This window comes from Bacillus sp. 1735sda2, assembly GCF_024159245.1.
Classification (GTDB): Bacteria; Bacillota; Bacilli; order Bacillales; family Bacillaceae; genus Bacillus; species Bacillus pumilus_O.
In genome coordinates this window covers 3767697-3791180 of sequence record NZ_JAMYWZ010000001.1, presented here as the reverse complement: position 1 = coordinate 3791180, position 23484 = coordinate 3767697, and the positions used below count along the sequence as shown (strand labels likewise).

Genomic DNA, 23484 nt, shown 5'->3' with positions numbered 1-23484 from the left:
GTTTAGTTGAAGTGAGATGCGCCGAGACCATCGACGCATCCACTCTCTTTTTTCGAAAGGGGGCTTTTGTTTTGAAGCATCGAATGTTATGTACCTTGATCGCTGCCCTCGGTGTGTGCGTGATCTTATCGGGCTGCTCACAGTCAGCTGAAAGCTCAGCAAAAAGCAAAAAAAGCGTAGAGTCAAATGCGCGCATTGTGGCAACGACTGTAGCCGCTGTGGAGATCATGGATGCCTTAGAGATCGATCTTGTCGGGGTGCCAACTAGCCAAAAATCCTTGCCAGCTCGTTATAAAGGACTGCCGGAAGTCGGTAATCCAATGAGCCCAGACATGGAAATCATCCAATCACTTCAACCGACAGATGTCCTGTCTGTGACAACCCTTCAATATGATTTAGAGACACCCTTTCAGCAAGCAGGTGTCCCTGCTACATACTTAAATCTTGAGAGCATGGCTAACATGGAGAAGGCGATCACGAAGCTCGGAGATCAGTATGACAGAAAGAAACAAGCCAAGCGCATCGTGAATGATTTTGAACAAAAAAAGAAAGACATACAAGAGAAGACGAAGGGAAAACGAAAGCCATCCGTTCTGATTTTACTTGGTGTACCAGGCAGTTATTTGGTGGCGACAGAGCATTCATATATTGGTGATCTTGTACGTATCGCAGGCGGGGAGAACATTGTCAAAGGTGAGAAAATGGAGTATTTGGCTTCCAATACGGAGTATTTACAAAAAGCCAATCCAGATATCATCCTTAGGGCCGCACATGGGATGCCAGATGAAGTCGTCCGCATGTTTGATCAAGAATTTAAAACGAATGACATTTGGAAGCATTTTCATGCAGTCAAGCAAAACCGGGTGTATGACCTCGAAGAAAGCTTATTCGGGACAACAGGCAATTTAAAGGCAGCAGAAGCACTAGATGAACTAATGCGTATGCTGTATCCGTCATAAGCGGCGAATCTGAATGATAAAAGGACGTTTAAGATGAAAAAAACAGGGATTTTATTTCTGACAGTCAGTGTCTTACTAGTGTGCGTGTTTATTTATTCCGCCATTACTGGGAGCATTCATGTCACCCCGATTGAATTATTGGAAGGGCTCATCACCGGTCAACATGCACAGGTAGAAATCATTAAAGATCTCAGAATTCCTCGCATGCTCATTGCCATGTTTACAGGGGCCGCCTTATCAGTCTCCGGTGTACTGCTACAGTCGGTCATGAGGAATCCATTAGCTGATGCCGGCGTCATTGGGATTTCATCAGGAGCCAGCTTCTTTTCTTTAATGGCCATAACAGCACTTCCTCAATTTTATTTCTACTCTCCTTTATTTTCGGTGTTAGGCGGAGCCATTGCGTGTTTCCTCGTGTATGTTCTGTCTTGGAAGGGTGGATTAAGCCCCATCCGTATGATTTTGGTTGGGATCGCCATCAATGCCATGTTTACTGGAATGGCTGAAGCATTTGTGACCATTTGCAGTTATTTCAATATCACGATCAATCAGTCAGGACAGTCGAATCTCACGATGAAAACGTGGGGAGATGTCCGTTTAATCGGAGTCTATGGTGTCGTCGGTCTTGTCGTAGCCCTTTTCTTTAGTAGGTGGTGTAACCTCTTGGCTCTTCAGGACAAGACAGCGAAAAATTTAGGATTGCGTGTGACCAGAATGCGCCTTTTAATTTCCATTACAGCTGTATTGCTTGCGGCGGTGACAGCAGCGGTAGCGGGCGTGATCGCGTTTGTCGGTTTGCTTATCCCGCACATTTCAAGAAGACTTGTCGGCTCGGATCACCGGGTACTCATTCCATTTTCTGCGTTAGGCGGGGCTTTGCTGATTCTAACGGCTGATACACTCGGCAGGACGCTTGTCGCGCCAAATGAAATTCCTGCTTCTACGATCATGGCCGTGATTGGCGGACCATTTCTGATCTTTTTACTAAGAAGGGGGGATCGTCTCCATGGACATTCGTGAGGTGTCATTCTCATATGACCAGCAGAAGGACATCGTTCAATCGGTCACAACAAAGATTGAAAAAGGGAAAATCACAACCATTATCGGTCCGAATGGCTCGGGTAAATCCACACTGCTTTCATTGATGGCGCATAACCATGCGCCAAACAAAGGGCAGATTCACTTAGACGGCCAAGCGCTGAATGCGTTTAAGCCAAAGGAACTGGCAAAAAAGCTCGCTGTCGTTCATCAGCAAAATGAAGCACCGCTTGATTTAACGATCGAAAGGGTCGTGGCATTCGGCAGAACGCCGTATCAGACGATGCGCGGAGGAGACAAGGAAGAGGATGAGAGAGCGATAGAGTGGGCGCTTTCTAGTACAAAGCTAACGGAAAAACGAAAGGTGCCGCTCGCCTCACTGTCAGGCGGTGAGCGGCAGCGAGTATGGATTGCGATGGCACTTGCGCAAAAAACGCCGATCCTTTTCTTAGACGAACCGACAACCTATTTGGATATCTACTATCAATTTGACATTCTTGAGCTGATCCGTGAGCTCAATGTCGTACATGGACTAACAATCGTTATGGTGCTGCACGACATGAATCAGGCTGTCCGCTACAGCGATGTCATCATTGCGATGAAGGATGGGCGTATTATCAGTGAAGGACAGCCAAACGATGTGTTAACAGAAGAGAATGTGCGGCACATTTATGATGTGTCCGTCACGATTAAACAGGATGCAGAAACAGGGATGTACATCGTGCCTGTTGGTATATAAGCTGTGCAAAAAGCAGGTGAGACAGTGTGAAAAGAGGAAAACGGGTCTGGCAGCGGATGCTGACAATCGTCTGTTTAGGTGTATTCATTTATAGCGGTTCGGCCATTGGCTTAGAATTGTTCGGCTATTATCAAAATCGTCAGGTGCTTGCAAAGGCTCAGACGATGTACGGACATGAGCCAGGAATGAATGAACGCCGGAAGCCAGGAACCATTCGTACGTCATTTGATGAACTGCGGAAGGTAAACGACGACATTGTCGGCTGGATCAACATGAAGGACACAATGATTCAGTACCCAATCGTCCAATCTCGCGATAATGCGTTCTACTTAACCCGTAATTATTTAAAAAATGACACCAGGGCAGGCAGTATTTTTATGGATTATCGCAATGACGTCTTGCATGAAAGCCCGAATACTGTGGTGTACGGGCATCGAATGAGGGATGGGTCCATGTTCGCTGGACTCACAAACTATTTAAAAAAGGATTTCTTCGATGAACATCGGACATTTCAATACGATACGCTGTATCGAAGCTATGAGGCGGAGATTTTTGCCGTGTATGAAACAACGGTGGACTTCGATTATATTCAAACCGATTTTCAAGATCTTGGCGAATATGCGCACTACTTGCAAGCTGTGCGGAAAAAATCAATCTATCAAACGAAAACAGACGTGTCCACAGATGACCTCATCCTCACTCTATCGACCTGTGATCATGTGCTTGCACCGAAAAACGGGCGTCTCGTGGTACAGGCAAAGCTAAAGAAAGTTTACTAGAAAAGGAGAGACAGGCGGTTGAAATTCTCACATGTGATCTTCATGGGTCTTGTCTTGATGCTTCTCCTCGGCGGATGCAGTCAGGCAGCACCCGTAGAGAAAGGGAGCGGACAAGGTGCGCTGAAGATAAAGGACTTTGCCGGCAGAACACTGTCGTTTGAAAACTCCCCTCAGCGTATTGTCTCATTATCGACTGGAGACATGAGCATCCTATATGCCTTAGGAGGCGAGGTGGTCGGTCGTCCGTCCGCCGAATTACCAGAAAGCTTACAACAGGCTACATCTGTCCAAACAATTGGTACAACACATCAATTTGATGTAGAGCTCATCACAAGCTTAAAGCCCGATGTAGTACTTGGGAATGAACAATTAAACAGCAAGGACATCTCTACAATAGAAGGAATTGGTTCACAGCTTCTTTTGACAAGTGCCAATTCAGTAAAGGACATCCAGCGACAAATTACGTTATTCGGAGATTTGCTAGGAAAGCAGCAAAAGGCAAAAGCGCTTAACAAGCAAATCGATCAGCGGAAAAAGCAGGTCAAACAGCCTCAGAAAAAAGTGAAGACACTCGTTGTATACGGGGCACCTGGCACATATATGGCGGCGCTACCTCAATCCTTGAGCGGAGATTTACTGCACATCGCTGGAGGGACGAACATTGCGGAGAATGAACCGGCACTCGAGAAATTCCCTCAATACGCTCAAATCAATGCAGAGAAGGTCATCGAAGCTGATCCTGATCTTATCCTGCTTATGACTCACAGCAATCCTGAAGATGTGAAAGCGGGCTTTATGAGTGAAATGAAACAGAATGCCGCATGGCACGATGTGTCAGCCGTCAAACATGGACATGTCGAGATTCTGCCTAGTGATCTATTTGGGACGAATCCAGGTGCAGACGTGATGAGAGCGATTGATGAACTAGAGAAAAGATTGAAGCGATTGTCATCATGAAAATGAATGCAGAATTAGATTTTCAAAAAAGACAGTCGAGGCGAAGATGGCTGATACCTGGGCTGTTCATTTCGTTAGTTGTAGGTGCATGTCTAGGACTTGCATTAGGTTCTGTTCAATTAACAATGCAAGACTTACTGGCTGCTTTGACGGGCTCAGGTCAGCCTGTCCATGAGAAAATAGTGATGGATTTACGCCTGCCGCGCGTTCTCATCGGTTTCATCGTTGGAGCTTGTCTCGCAGCATCAGGGGCGATTTTACAAGGAGTCGTCCGAAATCCACTCGCAGACCCTGGCATCATCGGTGTGACAGCTGGCGGCGGATTGGCTGCTGTACTCAGCATGATCGTGTTTCCGCAATTCACGTATCTGCTGCCAGCCTCTGCTTTCCTTGGCGCTTTATTAGCGGCACTTGTGGTGTATATGCTCTCATTTGATCAAGGGGTTTCCCCGCTGAAGCTGATTTTGGCGGGAGTGGCAGTCAATGCCCTGCTTGGGGCGGTGATGAATGGGTTTATGGTGCTTTATAGTGAGCGTGTGCAGGCTGTCCTGCCTTTTTTATCAGGAGGATTAAATGGACGGAGCTGGCATCATCTAAGCTTCGTGTCGCCCTATGCGCTCGCTGGGTTGTGCCTTTGTTTTTTTGCCATCAAGCCGGCAAATCTTCTTTTGCTTGGCGATGAATCAGCTCAGCTACTCGGTCTCAGAGTAGAGCGCACACGGTTTTTCTTAATTGCACTAGCGGCACTTTTAGCTGGTGCAGCAGTAAGTGTGAGCGGCTTAATAGGCTTTGTCGGACTGGTCGTTCCTCATTTTATCCGTCTTTTAATTGGAGATGACTACCGGTACCTGCTGCCAATTTCAATGCTGGGCGGAGGCGTGCTTGTGGTTTTTGCAGATACAGCGGCAAGGGTATGGTTTACGCCAGTTGAACTGCCTGTCGGTATCTTGCTTGCCTGCATCGGTGCACCTTTCTTCCTCTATTTATTAAAAAAGAAAGGGAGGGGTTAAGTTGGATGTGATCGCTATGGATGACGTGAGTCTCAGTCAAGGAGGCTTTCAGCTCTCATCTATATCAGCAGCTGTTCCTAAAGGAAGCGTGACAGGCATTATTGGACCGAATGGATCAGGGAAGTCGACTTTTATTAAAGCAGCCGCACGCCTTACATCAATCGAAAGCGGCATGATATACATTCATGATATACCGCAAAAAGAGATGACGGCTCAGGAGATTGCAAAGGAGATCGCCGTTCTCATGCAGACGAGGACAGCTATTCCATCTATGACCGTACGGGAGCTGGTCGCACTTGGACGCAGTCCGCATCGTTCGATCTGGAAAAAAAGCTCGAAGACAGATCAAGAAGCGATTGAGTGGGCGCTTGATGTGACCAATAGCCGTATCAATGAAAATAGAATGCTGCATACATTGTCTGGCGGAGAAAGGCAAAAAGCGTATATTGCGATGGCGCTTGCTCAGAAGACAGAGACGATTATTCTGGATGAGCCGACAACTTACTTAGATATTGCGCATCAGCTTGATTTACTAGAGCTACTCAAACAGCTGAATAAGACGCATGGAATCACCATTTTAATGGTTCTTCACGACCTGCAGCAGGCAGCAAAATATTGTGACTGCCTTATCGTGATGAAGCGTGGTCAGATTTATCAAATAGGGACACCAAAAGACGTATTAACAGAAAGCTTTTTCAAAGAGGTCTTTGGGATTCAGGCTGAGGTTCACTTAGATGGTGAGCATCCGCTGATTATTCCAATCGCTTCGATCCAACAACAAAAGGGAGATGAACAAAACATGATCATTGTTAATAACCAGGTAAGAGTAGAAAAAGGCAGTGCCGACCACCTCGTCAAACGTTTTAACAAGCAAGGACAGGTAGAATTCATGGAAGGATTTTTAGGCATGGAAGTCTGGGTCACACAGCAGACAACCGATTACGATGAAGTGACCATTCATACACGCTGGAATCGAAAAGAAGACTTCGTGAACTGGACAAAATCTCAGGCATTTGGTGATGCGCACGCTCATGGAAAAGCGAAACCTGAAGGCCTATTGAAAAACAAAATTACGTACTATGAAGTACAAGTGACTAGACCGGCTTTACAGAAAAAAGCCTAAAAAAGAAACAAAGCGCTGCAGCTCACGTGCAGCGCTATTTTTTTGCGTTTTTTTACTTTCTGTCACATTTCTTTGACAAAGTATTCAAACAACTGACACAATACCATCCAATTTTTAGGTAAAATTTACTTTATTTTTGAAGCGTATGGGTGTAAAGTACAGGTATAAATAACTAACCGAATGAAAAGCAAGAGTAAAATTTCACCGAGTAAACCATTTCAAACAGGCTATTATTTGTGAATCGTTGAACAAATAGTGAACATTTTGTGAAATGGTGAGCATAAATATTTCAAATCATTCGGCATGTGAAAGTAAGGGAGGATGTAAGGCTGTGAGTGAGCTGTTTTTAGCAAGATTTCAATTTGCTTCAACGACATTATTTCATTTTATTTTTGTTCCTATGTCAATAGGTTTGGTGTTTATCGTTGCATTGATGCAGACCCTTTATGTCGTCAAGAAAAAAGAGATTTATAAAAAAATGGCGAAGTTTTGGGGTCATCTATTCTTACTCAATTTTGCAGTAGGTGTGGTGACAGGGATTCTCCAGGAATTCCAGTTTGGGATGAACTGGTCAGATTATTCAAGGTTTGTCGGTGATGTATTTGGTGCACCGCTTGCCATTGAAGCACTGCTTGCCTTTTTCCTTGAATCTACATTTATTGGACTTTGGATATTCGGCTGGGATCGCTTGCCGAAGAAGATTCATTTATTGTGTATTTGGCTTGTTTCCCTTGGTACGATCTTTTCGGCGTTTTGGATTTTACTCGCCAACTCATTTATGCAAGAACCAGTTGGATTTGTGATTAAAAATGGCCGTGCAGAAATGAATGATTTTGGCGCTCTTGTAACAAACCCGCAGCTTTGGGTTGAATTCCCGCACGTTCTGTTTGGTGCGCTGGCTACAGGTGCATTCTTTATCGCAGGAGTTAGTGCCTATAAAATGATCAAAAAACAAGAAATCGCCTTTTTCAAAAAATCATTCCAGATTGCGATGGTTCTCGCTTTAATTTCTGGCTTAGGTGTGGCGTTCTCTGGACATGACCAAGCGAAGCACTTAATGGAATCACAGCCGATGAAGATGGCAGCAAGTGAAGCCCTTTGGAAGGATAGTGGAGATCCAGCGGCTTGGACACTATTTGCCAATATTGATACAGATAAAAAAGAAAACTCTGCGGAGATCAATATTCCGTTTGCTTTAAGTTACTTGGCTTATTCAAAATTTAGTGGAGATGTGCCAGGCATGCTGACCCTTCAAAAAGAATATGAAGCAAAGTTTGGTCCTGGAGACTATATTCCGCCAGTAAAAACAACGTTCTGGAGCTTTAGAATCATGGTTGGTGCCGGCATGCTGATGATTTTTGCCAGTATGATTGGCTTGTACTTAAGCTTTAGAAAAAAACTCGAAACGAACAAATGGTTTTTACGCTTCATGGTAGGGATGATTGCATTCCCGTTCATTGCGAACTCAGCTGGCTGGATCATGACCGAAATTGGGCGTCAGCCGTGGACGGTCTTTGGAATGATGACGACGGCTCAATCGATTTCACCAAACGTATCGTACGGCATGCTGTTATTCTCAGTCATTAGCTTTACGACGATTTATCTGATTCTTGCCATCTTGCTTGCCTACCTATTCATTCGAGAAATTAAAAAAGGTGCACATTCGGAAGAGGATACAGATCAAAAGGATGAAACGGACCTGTCTACAGATCCATTTGATGGAGGCGCATATCATGGCATATCTTAACGAGATTTGGTTTATTCTTGTCGCAGTATTGTTTGTTGGATTTTTCTTCTTAGAAGGATTTGATTTTGGTGTTGGGATGTCCATGCAGCTACTTGGTAAGGATGCGCACGAACGCCGCATTTTAATTAACACGATTGGACCTTTCTGGGATGCGAATGAGGTCTGGTTGATTACAGCTGGGGGCGCAATTTTCGCTGCTTTCCCGCACTGGTATGCCACGATGTTCAGTGGATACTATATACCGTTTGCGGTTCTCCTCTTAGCGCTCATCGGGCGCGGAGTTGCCTTTGAATTCCGAGGGAAGGTTGAGAAAGCCTCTTGGATCAAAGCTTGGGACTGGGTCATTTTCTTTGGCAGTCTGTTGCCACCGTTTTTACTCGGTGTGCTATTCACAAGTATTTTACGCGGGATGCCAATTGATCAAGACATGAACATGTACGCTGGTTTTACGGATTTTGTGAACCTTTATTCAGTGATTGGCGGATTAGCTGTAACGGTTCTTTGCCTTCTGCACGGATTGATTTTCGTCACACTTCGTACAGAGGGTGATTTAAGAGATCGTGCGAGAAAGCTTGGCAAGCGTGTCCTGCTGATTGCGCTGCCAGTACTTGTCCTATTTGTTGGTGTATCTATTATGGAAACAGACATTTATACGGTACGCCCGATCATCACCATTCCGTTAACTGTTCTCATCGTGGTTTGTTACGTAGCGGCGCTATTCTTTATGAAAAAAGAACGTGATGGCTGGACATTCCTATTCACAGGTGCGGGCATCATGGTGACAGTGACGATGCTTTTCACTGCATTGTTCCCGCGCGTCATGATTAGTTCAATCAACCATACATTTGATTTGACCATTCAAAACGCTGCATCTGGATCTTATTCACTGACGGTCATGACGATTGTTGCCATTTCTTTGCTGCCCTTTGTGCTTGGTTATCAAATTTGGAGCTATTACGTCTTCCGTAAACGTGTAAGCGGTAAGGAGCCAATGACCTACTAATGGATAAACGTTTGCTTCAATTAAAAGGAATAAGAGGGCTTCTTGCCCTCTTAGGTATTGTGTCACTCATCCAAGGAGCAAGTATTATTTTCCAAGCACAGTGGCTGGCACATGCCATTACTACGCTGTTTGACGGGAAAAGCCTTTCGCAGGCAACGCCTTATGTCCTGCTGTTTCTTGCTGCCTTTCTTGTGCGGCACGGTCTCACCTTGATTCGGGAGAAGGTCATGTTTACCTACTCTTCCCGAATTGGAGCAGACATCAGAAAACAGCTGTTAGACCAACTCTTTCGTTTAGGCCCAGCTTTCACAAAGAAAAAGGGTACAGGAAAACTTGTCACATTAGCGATGGAGGGAATTGCTCAATATCGTCAGTATTTACAGTTGTTTTTACCGAAAATGGTCAACATGGCAGTGATACCGGCAATGGTCCTCATCTATGTTTGGACATTAGACGACACATCTGCTGTTATTTTAATCGTGACGCTACCGATATTAATTATCTTTATGATTTTGCTAGGTCTTGTCGCTCAGCGTAAAGCGGCCAAACAATGGAGATCGTATGAGAAATTATCCAATCATTTTACTGATTCTCTCCGCGGCCTTGAAACGCTTCGTTACTTAGGCATTAGTAAAAAACATTCTCGCAATATCGGAGAAGTGTCAAAGCGATATCGAAAGGCGACCATGAGTACGCTGAAGGTCGCATTTCTTTCATCATTTGCGCTTGATTTCTTTTCCATGCTGTCGATTGCTACCGTCGCTGTCTTTCTTGGCTTACGATTAATTGAAGAAGAGCTTCTCTTATTGCCGGCTTTGACGGCGCTCATGCTGGCACCAGAATATTTCCTGCCAGTACGTGAAGTGGGAAATGATTATCATGCCACGCTAAATGGAAAAGAAGCGAATGAAGCGATGCAGGTCATTTTAGAAGAAAAGGGCTTCCGCACGCAGGAGACACAATCAGTGCAATTGAACGAGTGGAATGAACAGTCTGCACTCACCCTGCATGATGTGAGTGTCCAGCATGACGAACATGCTCCTTATTCAATTCAGGATGTAGACCTCACTGTCAAAGGGATGAAGAAAATCGGAATCATTGGTGCCAGTGGTTCAGGGAAATCGACGTTAACCGATGTGCTTGGCGGCTTTGTTGAACCGACTTCAGGTCAAATCACACTAAACGGCAATCCACTTGTGCATTTACAGATGAAGGAATGGCAAAAGGAAGTCGTCTATATGCCGCAGCACCCTTATTTATTTCACATGACATTAAGAGAAAACATTCGTTTTTATGAACCGCATGCAACAGATGAAGAAGTGGAAAGAGCTGCCAGTGAAGCGGGCTTATCTCAGCTCGTGGCGCAGCTACCAAATGGCTTTGATGAGGTCATTGGAGAACAAGGAAGAGGACTAAGCGGCGGACAGGCACAAAGAATTGCGCTTGCGCGAACGGTGCTGGGCAAGCGGTCCATTATGCTGTTAGATGAACCAACGGCACATCTCGATATTGAGACAGAGTATGAATTGAAGAAAACAATGCTTCCGCTGTTTGAAGATAAACTTGTGTTCTTAGCGACACATAGGCTCCATTGGATGCCAGATATGGATGAGATCATTGTCATGGATGAAGGAACAATTGCGGAAATGGGTACACATGAATCATTAATGCAAAGAAAAGGCGTGTATTATCAATTGGTACAGGAGCAAATGGGGGCGGTCACACATGGTAAGTAAAGGCTGGTTTATACCTTATATCAAGGAGAATCAAAAGCTGTTTGCGCTGGTTTTATTTCTAGGGGCAATTGCAGTATTCTCTGCTTCTATGCTGATGTATACGTCAGGATTTCTCATTTCAAAAGCTGCCACAAGACCTGAGAATATACTTATGGTCTACGTCCCAATTGTAGCTGTCCGTACCTTTGGTATTTCACGCTCAGCTGCCCGTTATGCAGAAAGATTGGCGAGCCACCAGCTCATTTTGACCATGATTGAAAAAATGCGTGTCCGCCTATATGACATGGCTGAACGAAGTGCGAAACAGACAAAGCTAGGTACAGGTGAAATGCTAGGGCTCTTGTCAGATGATGTTGAGAGACTACAGGACGCCTATTTAAAAACCATCTTTCCATCCATCGGTGCACTGCTTTTATACGCAGCATCCATTGGGGCACTTGGTCTATTCTCGTGGCCTTTTGCTGGCTTAATGCTGATTTATATGGCACTTCTTGTATTTGTTTTCCCATACGTCACAGTGCTAGTGAACCGGGCGAGACAAATTCAAATGAAAAAAGGCAGAAATGAACTGTATAGCCATTTAACAGATGCCGTCATGGGCGTGAGTGATTGGCTGTTTAGCGGCAGGCAGAAAGATTTTGTGGATGAATATGAAAAGAAAGAAGCGCAGCTGTTAGCGCTTGAAGCAGCCAAGCACCGATTTATCCGTCTGCGCCAGTTTTTGGCACAGCTTATCATTGGAGGAGCTGTTGTGCTTGTCGTGTATTGGAGCGGTTCCGTCGTCCAGTCAGGCTCGATGTCACACACCCTAATTGCAGCCTTCGTGCTTGTGCTTTTTCCGTTAACAGAGGCCTTTCTTCCACTTTCAGATGCAGCAGGTGATATTCCGGTCTATCAGCATGCTGTCAGCAGATTACATCATTATGAAAAGCTTTCGTATGAAGGAGAATCTGAGCGCAAGACAGTTGACCAGTCGGCTGTTTCTCAAGATAAAGCTGTTTCTTTTGAACAAGTGTCCTTTGGGTATGATTTGCACCAACCCGTGCTAAAGCAACTCTCATTTTCACTAAAGCAAGGGGAATCACTTGCTCTCTTAGGGAAAAGCGGTGCAGGAAAATCGACTATTTTGAAATTGTTAGAAGGAGCTGTCGTGCCAAATCAAGGAGCTGTCAGCATTCAGGGGAAACCGGTCGAAAGCATTCGAGAGAATGTGTCTACCTATGTGTCAGTGCTCAATCAGCAGCCGTATTTATTCGATACCTCTGTTTTAAACAATATTCGCTTAGGCTCTCCTCATGCGACAGAGGAACAAGTAAAAGAAGCAGCGAGACAAGTGCAGCTGCACGATACCATCGAATCTTTGCCAGAGGGTTATCACACCGGTGTGCAGGAGACAGGGATTCGTTTCTCAGGGGGAGAAAGACAACGGATGGCATTAGCCCGTATTTTGCTGCAAAACACCCCGATTGTTGTATTAGATGAGCCCACCGTTGGACTTGACCCACGTACAGAGCGTGAGTTGCTTGAAACCATTTTCCGTGTGTTGAAAGGAAAAACGGTCATTTGGATTACCCATCATCTCACTGGCTGTGAGGCATGTGACCGCATTATGTTTATTGAAGATGGTCAAATTGAGATGCAGGGGGAGCATCAGGAACTACTGAAAGAAAACCCGCGCTATCAAAAATTGTATGAGATGGATCGGCCGTTTTCTACAATATAAATAGATGAAATGACAAGAACGTTCGGACAGAGATTTCTGCCCGAACGTTTTGTGGTTTTAAGGGTTTACTTTTCCAACACCAGCATTTGATACTACTTCTGATTTGACATTGTTCACGTTAAGCAAAGAGTAGTTATAAGGAGGGTTGTACGTACCTGTAGAAGACGTTGGCAGACTGCCTGAGCTGTTAATATATGAGTTGTTGATGACATGCCATGTACCGACTTGACGGCTGTCCCAGCTACCAATCGCATTTTTTGTATTTTCAAATACGTTGTGCTCAATTCTCATTTTTGCGCCCATACGAGAGTTAATCGCTGTTGTATGGATACCTTTATAGTAGTTGTTATACACATGACCTTCTCCGAAGCGCATAGATGGTACACGAGAGTTCAGGTTTTCAAAACGGTTGTTGTGGAATGTAATTTTTCGGTTGTAGTTGTCGTTATCAGAGCTGCCCATGAGCATCGTTTTCCAGCTGTCATGAACATAGTTCCAAGAGAAGGTAATATAGTCGGAGTCATTTTTCACATCAAATAATCCATCATAATCATCTTTACCAGAGTTTAATGTATTGTACAGTTCATTATGGTCGACCCATACGTTTTTAGAAGCGCCTTCGATTCCGATGGCATCCTTGTCACCGATTTTGCTGTGATGAATTTTCAGGTTGCGGATGATGATGTTATTGGCACGCCATACTTTAATGCCAATGCCATTAAATTCACCTTTCGTGCCTTTGCCGACGATCGAGACATTGTTTGTATCTTTCACATCGATTTTATTGGCAGATGTATTAGAAGGGGTAATCGTCCCGTCGACAACAATTTTTAACTTTTCGTTTTTTCCTTTACTTTTGAGGGCAGCCAATAATTCATTTCCGGTTTTAACTGTGGCGGTTTTACCACCTTCACCGCCCGTTGTACCACCATTTAATGTGGAGAATCCTTGTTGATTAAAATTGGCCATAATAGAAGGGCTTTCAGGGTACTTTGCTGCCGCTTTTGCCTCTCCATTAGGTGCAAATAATGAAGTCACGAGACCAACCGCTAACACACCAGCTAACATTGGAACTTTTTTCTTCAAAGTCAACATCTCCATTCATTTTGTTTTAATGTAAACGTTTCCAAAAATAAGCTGCAATTCAACTGCTACTCCTTCCTTCGCCAGTATCGCCTTTTTCGGAATGTAGGAAGAGCATAGCACGCAAAAAGGTATCATCGGCTAAGAATTGGCGCTATGTATTCCGTGATTTTCTAGAAAACTGAGGCCATGATTATTTTATTTTTGTCTAAATGAGACAAGGATCATTGACGATAGGTATTGGGATGACCTAGTGATTATGAAAGAGAGCTTGTCCGCTTGATAGAAAATCAGAACGAATCATTTTGTGAGAGACGAAGGAATGTCATAATCATTTCATAAGAAAAAACTGGATATTTAACGCTTCAATTACTGGACCAACAGGGAGAAAAGCAAACAAGCTAAAAAAATAAAGTCTATTTTGAACGATATCGTCATACGTGTCGTCTCATGAATAAGAGAAGAAAAAAGGAAGGAGGGGTGTGTTTGGAGCAGACAGAAGAGACACTATTGATTCAGCGGGCAAAACAGGGGGAAGATGCTGCATTTACAGCCCTATATCGTCATCATTATTCCTTTCTTTACCGTTATATAATGAAGCTCACCCTTCAACAAGAGCTTGCAGAAGAAATCATGCAAGAAACGATGCTGAAAGCGTACATGAAACTCTCTTCATTTAGAGGAGATTCCTTATTCTCAACATGGCTCATATCCATTGCATCTAGACAATTTTTGGATCACCAGAAGAAAAGAAAACGTGAACAATTGAGGGAAGGAAAGGCAAATCAAGAGACGATGCGCCGTTTTAAATGGGAGATTCAGCAAAAGGGCCATACTTGGCACGAGATGTGGGATGCTCTAAACGAATTGAAGGCTCAGGAGAGAGCGCCGATTATTTTGCACTATTATTATGGCTTTACTTATCCAGAGATTGCTTCAATGCTCGGTATGAGAGAAGGCACTGTGAAGTCGAGGGTTCATCATGGGTTAAAGAAAATTCGAAAGGAGTGGTCTTAATGAAGGAAGATCAGTTCACAGAACGTTTAAAGGAAGAGTTACAGCAACTAGATGAACAAATTGAAGTGAAAGAGCCAAGTGAACAAGCTGTCATGATGATGCTGAAGCAGGCGAAGGAACAAGAGAAAAGGCGTTTTAAACAAGAAGTGCTGGCGTATGTTCTCATCAGTCTGACCATTCTCACACTATTTGTCGCTGCCATCACCCATTTACCTTTTATCTTCATTCTTCTTCAAGTCGTGAGTGTGCCGCTCTGCGTCGTTGTCGGCATCAAGGAATATCAACATATTAAAGGAGGGTCTTCCTTATGAGTCAGACGGAGATGATCATCTTATTGTGCGCATTGCCGTTACTATTTGCGCAGGGCCTGCTTTTATTTATGGATGCGAAGAAAAGAGGGCGTTATAAGTGGTTTTGGGGCATTGTCGGTTTAATTAACTTCCCATCGTCTTCTATTTTATATTGGCTTTGTGTCGTGTACCCTGATCGAAAAAAAGAAGAGAAGATCCGAAAAGATTGAGCTGCCGGCCTATAAAACTTTAGGCCTTTTTTTCGTGTTGAAGATCAACTAGAAATCTTTCATGGTTCATCTAATTGTCAAAGAGTGCGGGATATATAGTGTCTAAAAGATGATTTCTAGCTCAATAGTCATTCTGTAAGAGATACTTTCTAAAAACGATGACGGCGGCTGTTTGATCCATCTCAAATCGGCATCATTTTCATCTGTTATCAGTATTGATCAGTTTTTACAAATGGTGTTAAATTAATCTCAATATGCGTTAGAAAATCTAACAGGATAAATGTGTGAAGATATACAAAGGAGGCAGATGAGCCATGTTGACCTTAGATCGAGCAGCACAAACAGCACAAAGCTACATCGACCGTGTGTTAGAAGAGGTGGAAAAACGAAATCCTGGTGAAGAGGAATTTCAGCAAGCCGTAAGAGAAATTCTAGAATCACTTGTTCCCGTTTTTGCAAAGCATCCAGAGTATGAAAAACAAGGCATTTTAGAACGACTCATCGAGCCTGAACGGCTTGTGGTATTTCGCGTACCATGGGTAGACGATGAGGGGAAAGTACAAGTCAACCGTGGTTTCAGGGTTCAATTCAATAGTGCCATCGGTCCTTACAAAGGAGGCATTCGTTTCCACCCATCTGTCAATGCAAGCATTATCAAGTTTTTAGGATTTGAACAAATCTTTAAAAATGCACTGACTGGTATGCCGATCGGTGGAGGAAAAGGTGGATCAGATTTTGATCCTAAAGGGAAATCAGATGGAGAAATCATGCGTTTCGTTCAAAGCTTTATGAGTGAACTCAGCCGATATATTGGGCCTGATCAAGATGTGCCAGCAGGTGATATTGGCGTAGGGGCACGCGAAATTGGTTATATGTTCGGGCAGTACAAGAAAATGCGTGGTGCTTATGAAGTAGGTGTGCTTACAGGGAAAAGCCCTGGATTTGGAGGCAGCTTAGCCAGAAAAGAAGCAACAGGCTATGGACTGGTGTACTTTATGGAAGAAATGTTAAAAGCGAATGGACTTCAATTTGAAGGGCGTTCAGTTGTCGTATCTGGCTCAGGGAATGTGTCTATTTATGCGATGGAGAAGGTCATAGAGCTAGGTGGTAAGGTTGTAGCATGCAGTGATTCAAGCGGAGCGATTTATGATCCACAAGGCATTTCATTAGAAACAGTGAAACAACTGAAAGAAGGAAGCAATCAACGAATTGGGGCATACATAGACATTCACCCGCATGCTGAATTGATTGAAGATTGCGAACAAATTTGGTCTGTTCCTTGTGACATTGCGCTTCCATGTGCAACGCAAAATGAAATATCTGAGATGCAGGCACAGCAGCTCGTGGAAAATGGTGTCATTGCGGTAGGAGAAGGAGCGAATATGCCCTCTACTCTAAAGGCAGTCAAAGTTTTTGAACAGAATGATATTCTATTTGCGCCGGCAAAAGCGGCAAATGCAGGTGGAGTAGGTGTCTCAGCGCTGGAAATGGCGCAAAATAGTGCAAGAATGTCTTGGACATTTGAGGAAGTAGATGATCAGCTGAAACAAATGATGCAGACGATTTATCGTCAGTGTACAGAGACAGCAGACGAATATGGACACTCTGGAAACTTAATCGTAGGCGCAAATATTGCAGGATTTCGTAAAGTGGCAGATGCGATGATCGCTCAAGGCGTGATTTAACTCCTGCTCTCCCGCACCTGTTTATTTCATGACAAGATGGGGAATCTTCCTTGTAAGAATGACAATAAGGAGGCGCGGGAGAAATGAAAAAATGGCTGAAACAAATTTTTAAATGGGCACCTGTGATTTATCCAGTGGTGAGAAAAATATATAAAGAGCGGAAAGCATCTAAACGTCGTAACGTATCAGCCGGATAATCCGGCTGTTTTTTATGCACACATACCGGTTGTGCAATGAATGAAAAAAAAGTTAGATTTGAATGATCCAAGTCATGCCTCACTCCGTTAAGTACATAACAAACGGAAAGAGGAGGCAATAACAGATGAACATGAAAAAAGCGATTTTAACTATCCCGCTTAGTGCAGCATTACTATTTCCGGCAGCTCATAGCGCAAGTGCACACGAAGGACATATGCAAGGAGAGGCAAAGAAGATGTCTTCGTCACAAGAGGTGTCAAATAAAGCAACCGATCTTCGAGCAACTCTAGATCAGCTGTTTTCAGAGCACGCTTATTTAGCAGTCATCACAATGCAAAAGGGAATTGACGATAGCAAAGATTTTAAACAAGCAGCGGCAGCGCTAAATGACAACACAAATGTCTTATCGGAAGCCATCGCTTCTGTGTACGGAAAAAAAGCAGGGAAACAATTCAAAGACATTTGGTCAAGTCATATTGGCTACTTTGTTGATTATGTACAGGCAACGGCAAAGAAAGATGAAGCAGGTAAAAAGAAAGCAGTTAAGCAGCTTGACCAATATCGCATGAAACAAGCCGATATGCTCGATCAAGCAACAGACGGTAGATTGAAAGCTAGCGAACTAGAAGAAGGCTTAAAAATGCACGTCAATGAACTGCTAAAAGCGTTTGATAGCTACACTGAAAAGGATTTTGATACGACCTATGAAACGGTTAGAAAATCTATTCATCATATGTTTGAAGTAGGAAAAGGCGTATCGTGGGCGATCACAGATCAATTTCCTGGGAAATTTGATCACAAATCCGTCGACACACCGGCCGCAGACCTTCGTGAAGATTTAAACTACTTGTTCTCAGAGCATTTGGCGCTTGCAGTCGTTGCTATGCAAAAAGGAAATGATGGCAGCAAGGACTTTGATCAAGCAGCGGCAGCTTTGAACGAAAACACAAATGATTTATCAGATGCGATTGCCTCTGTTTATGGCAAGGATGCCGGAAAACAATTCAAAGATATTTGGTCAAGCCATATCGGATACTTAGTTGATTATGTCAAAGCGGATGCATCAGGAGACAAAGAAGCGAAAGAAAAAGCGGTGAAAAACTTAGATGCGTATCGAATGAAGCAAGCGAAATTTTTAGATCAAGCAACAGATGGACGTTTGAAGGCAGCCGATTTAGAAGCGGGCTTAAAAATGCATATTGATGAATTGATCAAAACATATACGTCATACCATAATGGCGATTACGATCAGCTTTATCCAACAGTGCGAGAAGCGTACGGTCATATGTTCATGGTCGGTCAAGATGTCGCAGAAGCCATTGTTGATCAGCATCCTAAAATGTTCAAATCCAAGATGCCTAATGAAATGCCGAAAACAGGTATGGGAGGTACAGCCGGTCCTTTAGGTATGTCATATGAAGCCTTTGCGGGATTAATTGCAAGCTTGATCCTAGCCGGTGGTGCAATGGGTGCGTTCTTCCTTATTCGCCGCAAGACATCAAATTAAGCTCATATCAAAACAAAGGGGGAACGTGCACAATCGTGCCGTTCCTTTCTTCAAAGGAGGCAGACTGACTTGAAAAGATGGCTGTTTGGTCTTCTGATGCTTCTCATCATCACGGGCTGTGCATCAAAATCAATGGATGATTCGTCATCCGCTAAAACAACCTCATCTCCTGAAAAAATCACAACAAACCAAGCCGCAAAACAGTCTCATTCAAAAGCTATATTAAAAGACGAACCGTCCGGTATTGTACCGGCTGAAATTGCAATTCCGGCGATTGGTGTCAAAGCAAAAGTAGAGAAAACCACCTTATCTAAGGATGGCAGTATGGGCGTTCCTAAAAAGACGGACAACACAGCTTGGTTTAAAGATGGTCCAAAGCCAGGAGATAAAGGGAACGCCGTCATGAATGGTCATGTTGATAATAAATGGGGACCTTCTGTTTTTTATCGACTAAAGGAGCTAAAAAAGGGAAACAAGGTAATCGTGACGTCCTCGTCAGGGAAAAAGCGAACTTTTGAAGTCATCAAAGTGCAAAGTTATCCTCGTGAAGAAAAGCCTAATGCATTTTTCGGGTATGCTTTTACACGAAATCTCAATTTAATCACATGTACAGGGACATTTGATCATGCAGCTGGGACTCATGAAAAAAGATTGGTTGTCTTTACGCAGCTGATCTCTTCATAAAAAAGGCGATGGCACGAAGGTGCAGCGCCTTTTTTTCATGGTTTCCAAACGGTCCTATAAAAAGATTCATAGGTCATTAGATATGGTTTGTTGTATAAGTAGGGGCGTTTGTCATATAAATGAGTTGGCAATTTTTATTTCTTTTCAGTAGAATATGAGTAATGAAGAGAACTGCAAGCGTATACAACCTGTCCAGACAAGGCAGATTCTCCACCCTTACATAAGGAGGCCGATCTGATGCTGAGTAAAAGACTGGCGCACATTTTAAGTCAGTTAATGGCAGCGGAGACCCCGCTCACAAGCGCTGCGCTTTCTGTCAGCTTACAAGTGACAAGCCGCACCGTTCGTACAGACATCAAGGAACTGAACGACCGTCTCGCTCCTTACCAAGCGGCTGTATCAGCTGTTCGAGGAGCTGGTTATGAGCTGTTGATCAACGATGAGAATGCCTTTCGCCGTTTTATGAAAGAAGAGGTCGAACAGGAAGAACCGCTGGCTGTTCTGCCGGAGGAGCGCGTTCGGTTTATTTTAAAAAAACTGCTTCTTGCAGAGTCTTATGTGAAACTGGAAGATTTACAGGAGCAGCTGTTTATCAGTAAATCGACGATGAGTAACGATATGAAATGGGTCAAACGCAAGCTTGAACCCTTTGATCTAAAGCTGGAAGCAAAGCCGAATAAAGGCTGCCGGATCAAAGGATCGGAGATGAAAATCCGTTATTGTATGTCAGAATATTTATTCAATGAACGCCGTTCCTACCAAACGATGCTGAATACAGCAGTGACCATTTTGCCAAAACATGAATTGGAATTGATTCAGAAAACAATCATTGATTATATCAATGAAGAAAGAATGAATCTATCAGACATTTGCATGAATAATTTAATCGTTCATGTTGCGATTGCCTGCAAACGGATTAGACACGGAAACTATGTATCTGTTTTGCCAGAAGAAATCAATGAAATTCCACGGGCAAAGGAATACAAGGTCGCGAAAAAAATGGTGGAACGTCTTGAAGGACTGCTGGACGTCTCTTTTCCACAAGAGGAGATCGTCTATATCGCCATTCATTTGTTAGGAACAGCTAAAATGGTGCAGTCCTTTTCATCGAGCGGTCAAAAACAAATTGTGGATGATGACACGAGCCGTCTTGTTCAGCTTATGTTGAAAGCGATTGACCAAAAATTGCAGCTGGATTTAGCAGGAGATGCAGAATTGCTGATTGGGCTCAGTCTGCACTTAAAGCCAGCCATGACTCGGTGTAAATATGGGATGAACTTAAGAAATCCGATGCTGGATGAAATAAAGGCGGGGTATCCACTTGCTTTTGAAGCAGGGATTGTCGCTAGCCGGGTAATTGAAGAAGAGACGGGGCTATGTATCCATGAGAATGAAATCGGCTATATCGCGCTTCATTTTGGTGCGGCTTTAGAGCGGAGAAAAATGGAGATTCCGCCGAAGCGATGTCTCATTGTTTGTGCATCTGGTGCAGGGAGTGCGAGGCTGCTGCAGGATCGTCTGCGATCACAATTTGGGTCAAAGCTGACCATTTTAGGCACAGCAGAGCTTTATTCGCTTCCGCATGTCTCTTTACATGCCCTTGATTTGATTATTACAACGGTCCCGATTCAGATGGATATCCCGATTCCCGTCATACAAGTGAATACTATTTTGGGAGGCGGCGACTTTTTAAAAATTGAAGAAGCCCTGACGAGTGAAACAAGGGTGACATTGGCCTCTCAATATATGAAAAAGGAATTGGTCTTTACAAAGCGTGCCTTTCAAACAAAGGAAGAGGTCATCGCCTTTCTTACAAAAAAAGTCATCGATATGGGATTAGCACCAGCAGAGCTTACACCTTCTGTGATGGAAAGAGAAGAGGCTGCTCCTACATCCTTCGGGCATTATACAGCCATTCCGCACCCAATGATGCCGCTGACAGAAGAGACGTTTTGGGCGATCTGTACACTAGAAAAACCGATTATATGGGGAGTGAAAAAAGTTCAATTTGTCTGCTTGCTTTGTGTCGAAAAAGAGAATGCAAAAGACTTAAAAGGGATGTATCGTCTACTGGGTGAGCTTGTGCACAATGTGAAATTCATTCAGCACCTCATCGCCTGTGATACATTTGAAGACATGCTCGATATCATGTATAAGAAGGCTCCTTCGTACAAGAATTCATAGTGTGATCTTAACTTTTTCCGCTTCCTAAAGGAAAAAGTATAGGTGTTTATGAAAGCGTTTTCATAATATGATGAATGTGTAAAGAAAAGCTACACACTTTCAAAAGGGGGCGTTTACACATGAACATCTTATTGGTATGTGCAGCAGGTATGTCTACAAGCTTACTAGTTACAAAAATGGAGAAAAGCGCGCAAGAACAAGGAAAAGACTATCGTATTTGGGCAGTATCCGGAGATTCAGCAAAAAATCATATTGATCAAGCCGATGTGCTTTTATTAGGACCACAGGTTCGATATTTATTACCACAAATGAAAAAGCTAGGAGAAGAAAAAAGTATTCCAGTCGACGTCATCAATACCGTGCATTACGGCGTATGTAATGGGGCTGAGGTTTTAAAATCTGCTGAACAGTTAGTGAACGGATAAAGGGGGCGGAAGGGATGAATGGATTCAACCGATTTCTAGAAGAGAAGGTCATGCCGTTTGCAGGGAAGATTGCCGCTCAAAGACATTTACAAGCATTGCGTGACGGAATTGTTTTAACCATGCCTCTCATTATTGTCGGTTCACTGTTTCTCATTTTAGCCAACCTTCCGATTCCAGGATACAGCGATTTTATGGCAAGTATCTTCGGAGCAGAATGGGCCACGAAACTATCCTACCCTGTGAATGCAACCTTTGACATTATGGCACTTGTTGCAACCTTCGGGATTGCCTACAGGCTAGCTGAAAAGTATGCAGTGGATGCCCTATCATCTGGTGCGATCGCTGTTGCAGCTTTCCTTTTGGCGACACCATATCAAGTTCCTTTCACACCTGAAGGCTCAACAGAAGCCATCTTAGTAGGTGGGGGAATTCCAGTCACATTGATGGGCAGTAAAGGGTTATTCGTTGCCATGATTATTGCCATGCTTTCAACTGAAATTTACCGATTCATCGTCCAGCGGAATATCGTCATTAAGATGCCTGATGGTGTACCGCCAGCAGTGAGTAAATCGTTTATCGCACTTATTCCAGGTTTTGTGGTCATCACGCTAATCTGGGTCGCTAGACTTTTGATTGAGATGACACCATTTGAAAGTATTCATAATATCATCACGGTCTTAATTGGCACACCGCTTTCCATTCTTGGTGGAAGCTTAGGCGGAAGTATTGTCGCCATGGGCGTGCAAATGCTTCTCTGGGCTTGCGGTATTCATGGAGCAACCATTGTCGGCGGCGTCATGGGACCAATTTGGCTCGGTGCGATGGATGAGAACCGTCTCGCATTCCAAGCAGGAGAAGTGCTGCCAAATATCTTCACAGCGCAGTTCTTTGAAATCTTCATCAATGTCGGCGGAAGCGGTGCAACGCTTGCCTTGGTGCTGACGATGATCTTACGTGCCAGAAGTAAACAAATGAAACAGCTTGGCCGACTTGCCATTGGGCCAGCTATCTTTAACATCAACGAACCGATCATTTTCGGAATGCCGATTGTCATGAACCCAATGCTTTTGATTCCGTTTATCCTTACGCCAATCATGATGATCATTACCACATATATCGGAATGAGCACAGGGCTTGTCGCAAAACCGGCGGGGATTGCGGTTCCATGGACGATGCCGCCTATTATTTCAGGCTATCTCGCCACAGGAGGCAAAATCTCTGGTGCTGTCATGCAGCTGATTAACTTGGCGTTGTCATTCGCTTTATACTACCCATTCTTTAGAATGTGGGATAAGCAGAAATTGAAAGAAGAAAGTGAACTAGAAACAAAAGCCACAACTGATGAAAATGTCGTCAACATGTAATAG

22 protein-coding genes are annotated in these 23484 nt (G+C 43.8%); 21 read left to right on the top strand and 1 reads right to left on the bottom strand.

What is annotated here, in order from left to right:
• Window positions 1–71: 71 nt before the first annotated feature.
• The 11 genes from isdE to cydC all read left to right on the top strand — a co-directional run bounded on the left by isdE (window position 72) and on the right by cydC (window position 12814).
• The gene (isdE, locus tag NKR21_RS19840) at window positions 72–959 is read left to right on the top strand and encodes a heme ABC transporter substrate-binding protein IsdE (protein WP_144455242.1); all 888 of its coding nucleotides are present in this window, start codon (window positions 72–74) and stop codon (window positions 957–959) included.
• A gap of 33 nt (window positions 960–992) precedes the next feature.
• Entirely contained in the window at window positions 993–1979 is a 987-nt protein-coding gene (locus NKR21_RS19835) for a FecCD family ABC transporter permease (RefSeq protein WP_144455244.1), read from the top strand.
• Window positions 1966–2736 (top strand): ABC transporter ATP-binding protein, encoded by a 771-nt coding sequence (locus tag NKR21_RS19830; RefSeq protein ID WP_144455246.1) that lies wholly within the window; start codon window positions 1966–1968, stop codon window positions 2734–2736. Before NKR21_RS19835 ends, NKR21_RS19830 begins: the two co-directional genes overlap by 14 nt.
• Window positions 2737–2762: 26 nt before the next feature.
• On the top strand, window positions 2763–3515 hold the full coding sequence (gene srtB / locus NKR21_RS19825; protein ID WP_144455248.1) for a class B sortase: 753 nt from the start codon (window positions 2763–2765) through the stop codon (window positions 3513–3515).
• Between the two features lie 18 nt (window positions 3516–3533).
• Window positions 3534–4472 carry an ABC transporter substrate-binding protein gene (locus tag NKR21_RS19820; RefSeq protein ID WP_144455250.1) on the top strand — a complete coding sequence of 313 codons (939 nt, stop codon included), beginning with the start codon at window positions 3534–3536 and terminating at the stop codon, window positions 4470–4472.
• Window positions 4469–5482 carry a FecCD family ABC transporter permease gene (locus tag NKR21_RS19815; RefSeq protein ID WP_144455253.1) on the top strand — a complete coding sequence of 338 codons (1014 nt, stop codon included), beginning with the start codon at window positions 4469–4471 and terminating at the stop codon, window positions 5480–5482. Before NKR21_RS19820 ends, NKR21_RS19815 begins: the two co-directional genes overlap by 4 nt.
• A gap of 7 nt (window positions 5483–5489) precedes the next feature.
• Window positions 5490–6605, top strand: coding sequence for a heme oxygenase (isdG, locus tag NKR21_RS21215; protein WP_391509401.1), 1116 nt, complete (start codon window positions 5490–5492; stop codon window positions 6603–6605).
• Window positions 6606–6936: 331 nt separating this feature from the next.
• Window positions 6937–8352, top strand: a complete 1416-nt coding sequence (locus tag NKR21_RS19800; protein ID WP_088002588.1) for a cytochrome ubiquinol oxidase subunit I — start codon at window positions 6937–6939, stop codon at window positions 8350–8352.
• Window positions 8339–9355 (top strand): cytochrome d ubiquinol oxidase subunit II, encoded by a 1017-nt coding sequence (gene cydB / locus NKR21_RS19795; RefSeq protein WP_012011719.1) that lies wholly within the window; start codon window positions 8339–8341, stop codon window positions 9353–9355. Before NKR21_RS19800 ends, cydB begins: the two co-directional genes overlap by 14 nt.
• A complete protein-coding gene (cydD, locus tag NKR21_RS19790) occupies window positions 9355–11091 on the top strand; it encodes a thiol reductant ABC exporter subunit CydD (RefSeq protein ID WP_144455257.1) in 1737 nt (578 codons plus the stop codon). The genes cydB and cydD overlap by 1 nt, the downstream gene beginning before the upstream one ends.
• On the top strand, window positions 11081–12814 hold the full coding sequence (gene cydC, locus NKR21_RS19785; protein ID WP_144455259.1) for a thiol reductant ABC exporter subunit CydC: 1734 nt from the start codon (window positions 11081–11083) through the stop codon (window positions 12812–12814). The genes cydD and cydC overlap by 11 nt, the downstream gene beginning before the upstream one ends.
• A gap of 57 nt (window positions 12815–12871) precedes the next feature.
• Here the strand turns inward: cydC and NKR21_RS19780 are convergent, their stop codons facing one another.
• Window positions 12872–13909 (bottom strand): pectate lyase family protein, encoded by a 1038-nt coding sequence (locus tag NKR21_RS19780; RefSeq protein WP_253602555.1) that lies wholly within the window; start codon window positions 13907–13909, stop codon window positions 12872–12874.
• 474 nt (window positions 13910–14383) lie between these two features.
• Between NKR21_RS19780 and sigY the strand changes: the two genes are divergently transcribed.
• The 10 genes from sigY (at window position 14384) to celB (ending at window position 23481) form a co-directional block, all read left to right on the top strand.
• Complete coding sequence (gene sigY / locus NKR21_RS19775; protein WP_119125555.1) at window positions 14384–14914, top strand: RNA polymerase sigma factor SigY; 531 nt, start codon at window positions 14384–14386, stop codon at window positions 14912–14914.
• Window positions 14914–15225, top strand: a complete 312-nt coding sequence (locus tag NKR21_RS19770; RefSeq protein WP_012011714.1) for a YxlC family protein — start codon at window positions 14914–14916, stop codon at window positions 15223–15225. The genes sigY and NKR21_RS19770 overlap by 1 nt, the downstream gene beginning before the upstream one ends.
• A complete protein-coding gene (locus NKR21_RS19765) occupies window positions 15222–15434 on the top strand; it encodes a transcriptional regulator (protein ID WP_088002567.1) in 213 nt (70 codons plus the stop codon). The genes NKR21_RS19770 and NKR21_RS19765 overlap by 4 nt, the downstream gene beginning before the upstream one ends.
• Before the next feature lie 314 nt (window positions 15435–15748).
• Window positions 15749–17119 carry an NADP-specific glutamate dehydrogenase gene (gene gdhA / locus NKR21_RS19760; RefSeq protein ID WP_144455264.1) on the top strand — a complete coding sequence of 457 codons (1371 nt, stop codon included), beginning with the start codon at window positions 15749–15751 and terminating at the stop codon, window positions 17117–17119.
• 83 nt (window positions 17120–17202) lie between these two features.
• The gene (locus NKR21_RS19755) at window positions 17203–17316 is read left to right on the top strand and encodes a hypothetical protein (RefSeq protein ID WP_003214702.1); all 114 of its coding nucleotides are present in this window, start codon (window positions 17203–17205) and stop codon (window positions 17314–17316) included.
• Between the two features lie 125 nt (window positions 17317–17441).
• Window positions 17442–18824, top strand: coding sequence for a copper amine oxidase (locus tag NKR21_RS19750; protein WP_144455266.1), 1383 nt, complete (start codon window positions 17442–17444; stop codon window positions 18822–18824).
• A 69-nt stretch (window positions 18825–18893) separates the two neighbouring features.
• Complete coding sequence (locus NKR21_RS19745; protein ID WP_012011710.1) at window positions 18894–19508, top strand: class F sortase; 615 nt, start codon at window positions 18894–18896, stop codon at window positions 19506–19508.
• Between the two features lie 237 nt (window positions 19509–19745).
• Window positions 19746–21692 (top strand): BglG family transcription antiterminator, encoded by a 1947-nt coding sequence (locus tag NKR21_RS19740; protein WP_144455268.1) that lies wholly within the window; start codon window positions 19746–19748, stop codon window positions 21690–21692.
• Window positions 21693–21811: 119 nt separating this feature from the next.
• On the top strand, window positions 21812–22117 hold the full coding sequence (locus NKR21_RS19735) for a PTS sugar transporter subunit IIB (protein ID WP_012011708.1): 306 nt from the start codon (window positions 21812–21814) through the stop codon (window positions 22115–22117).
• A 14-nt stretch (window positions 22118–22131) separates the two neighbouring features.
• Window positions 22132–23481 carry a PTS cellobiose transporter subunit IIC gene (gene celB / locus NKR21_RS19730; RefSeq protein WP_012011707.1) on the top strand — a complete coding sequence of 450 codons (1350 nt, stop codon included), beginning with the start codon at window positions 22132–22134 and terminating at the stop codon, window positions 23479–23481.
• Window positions 23482–23484: the final 3 nt, after the last annotated feature.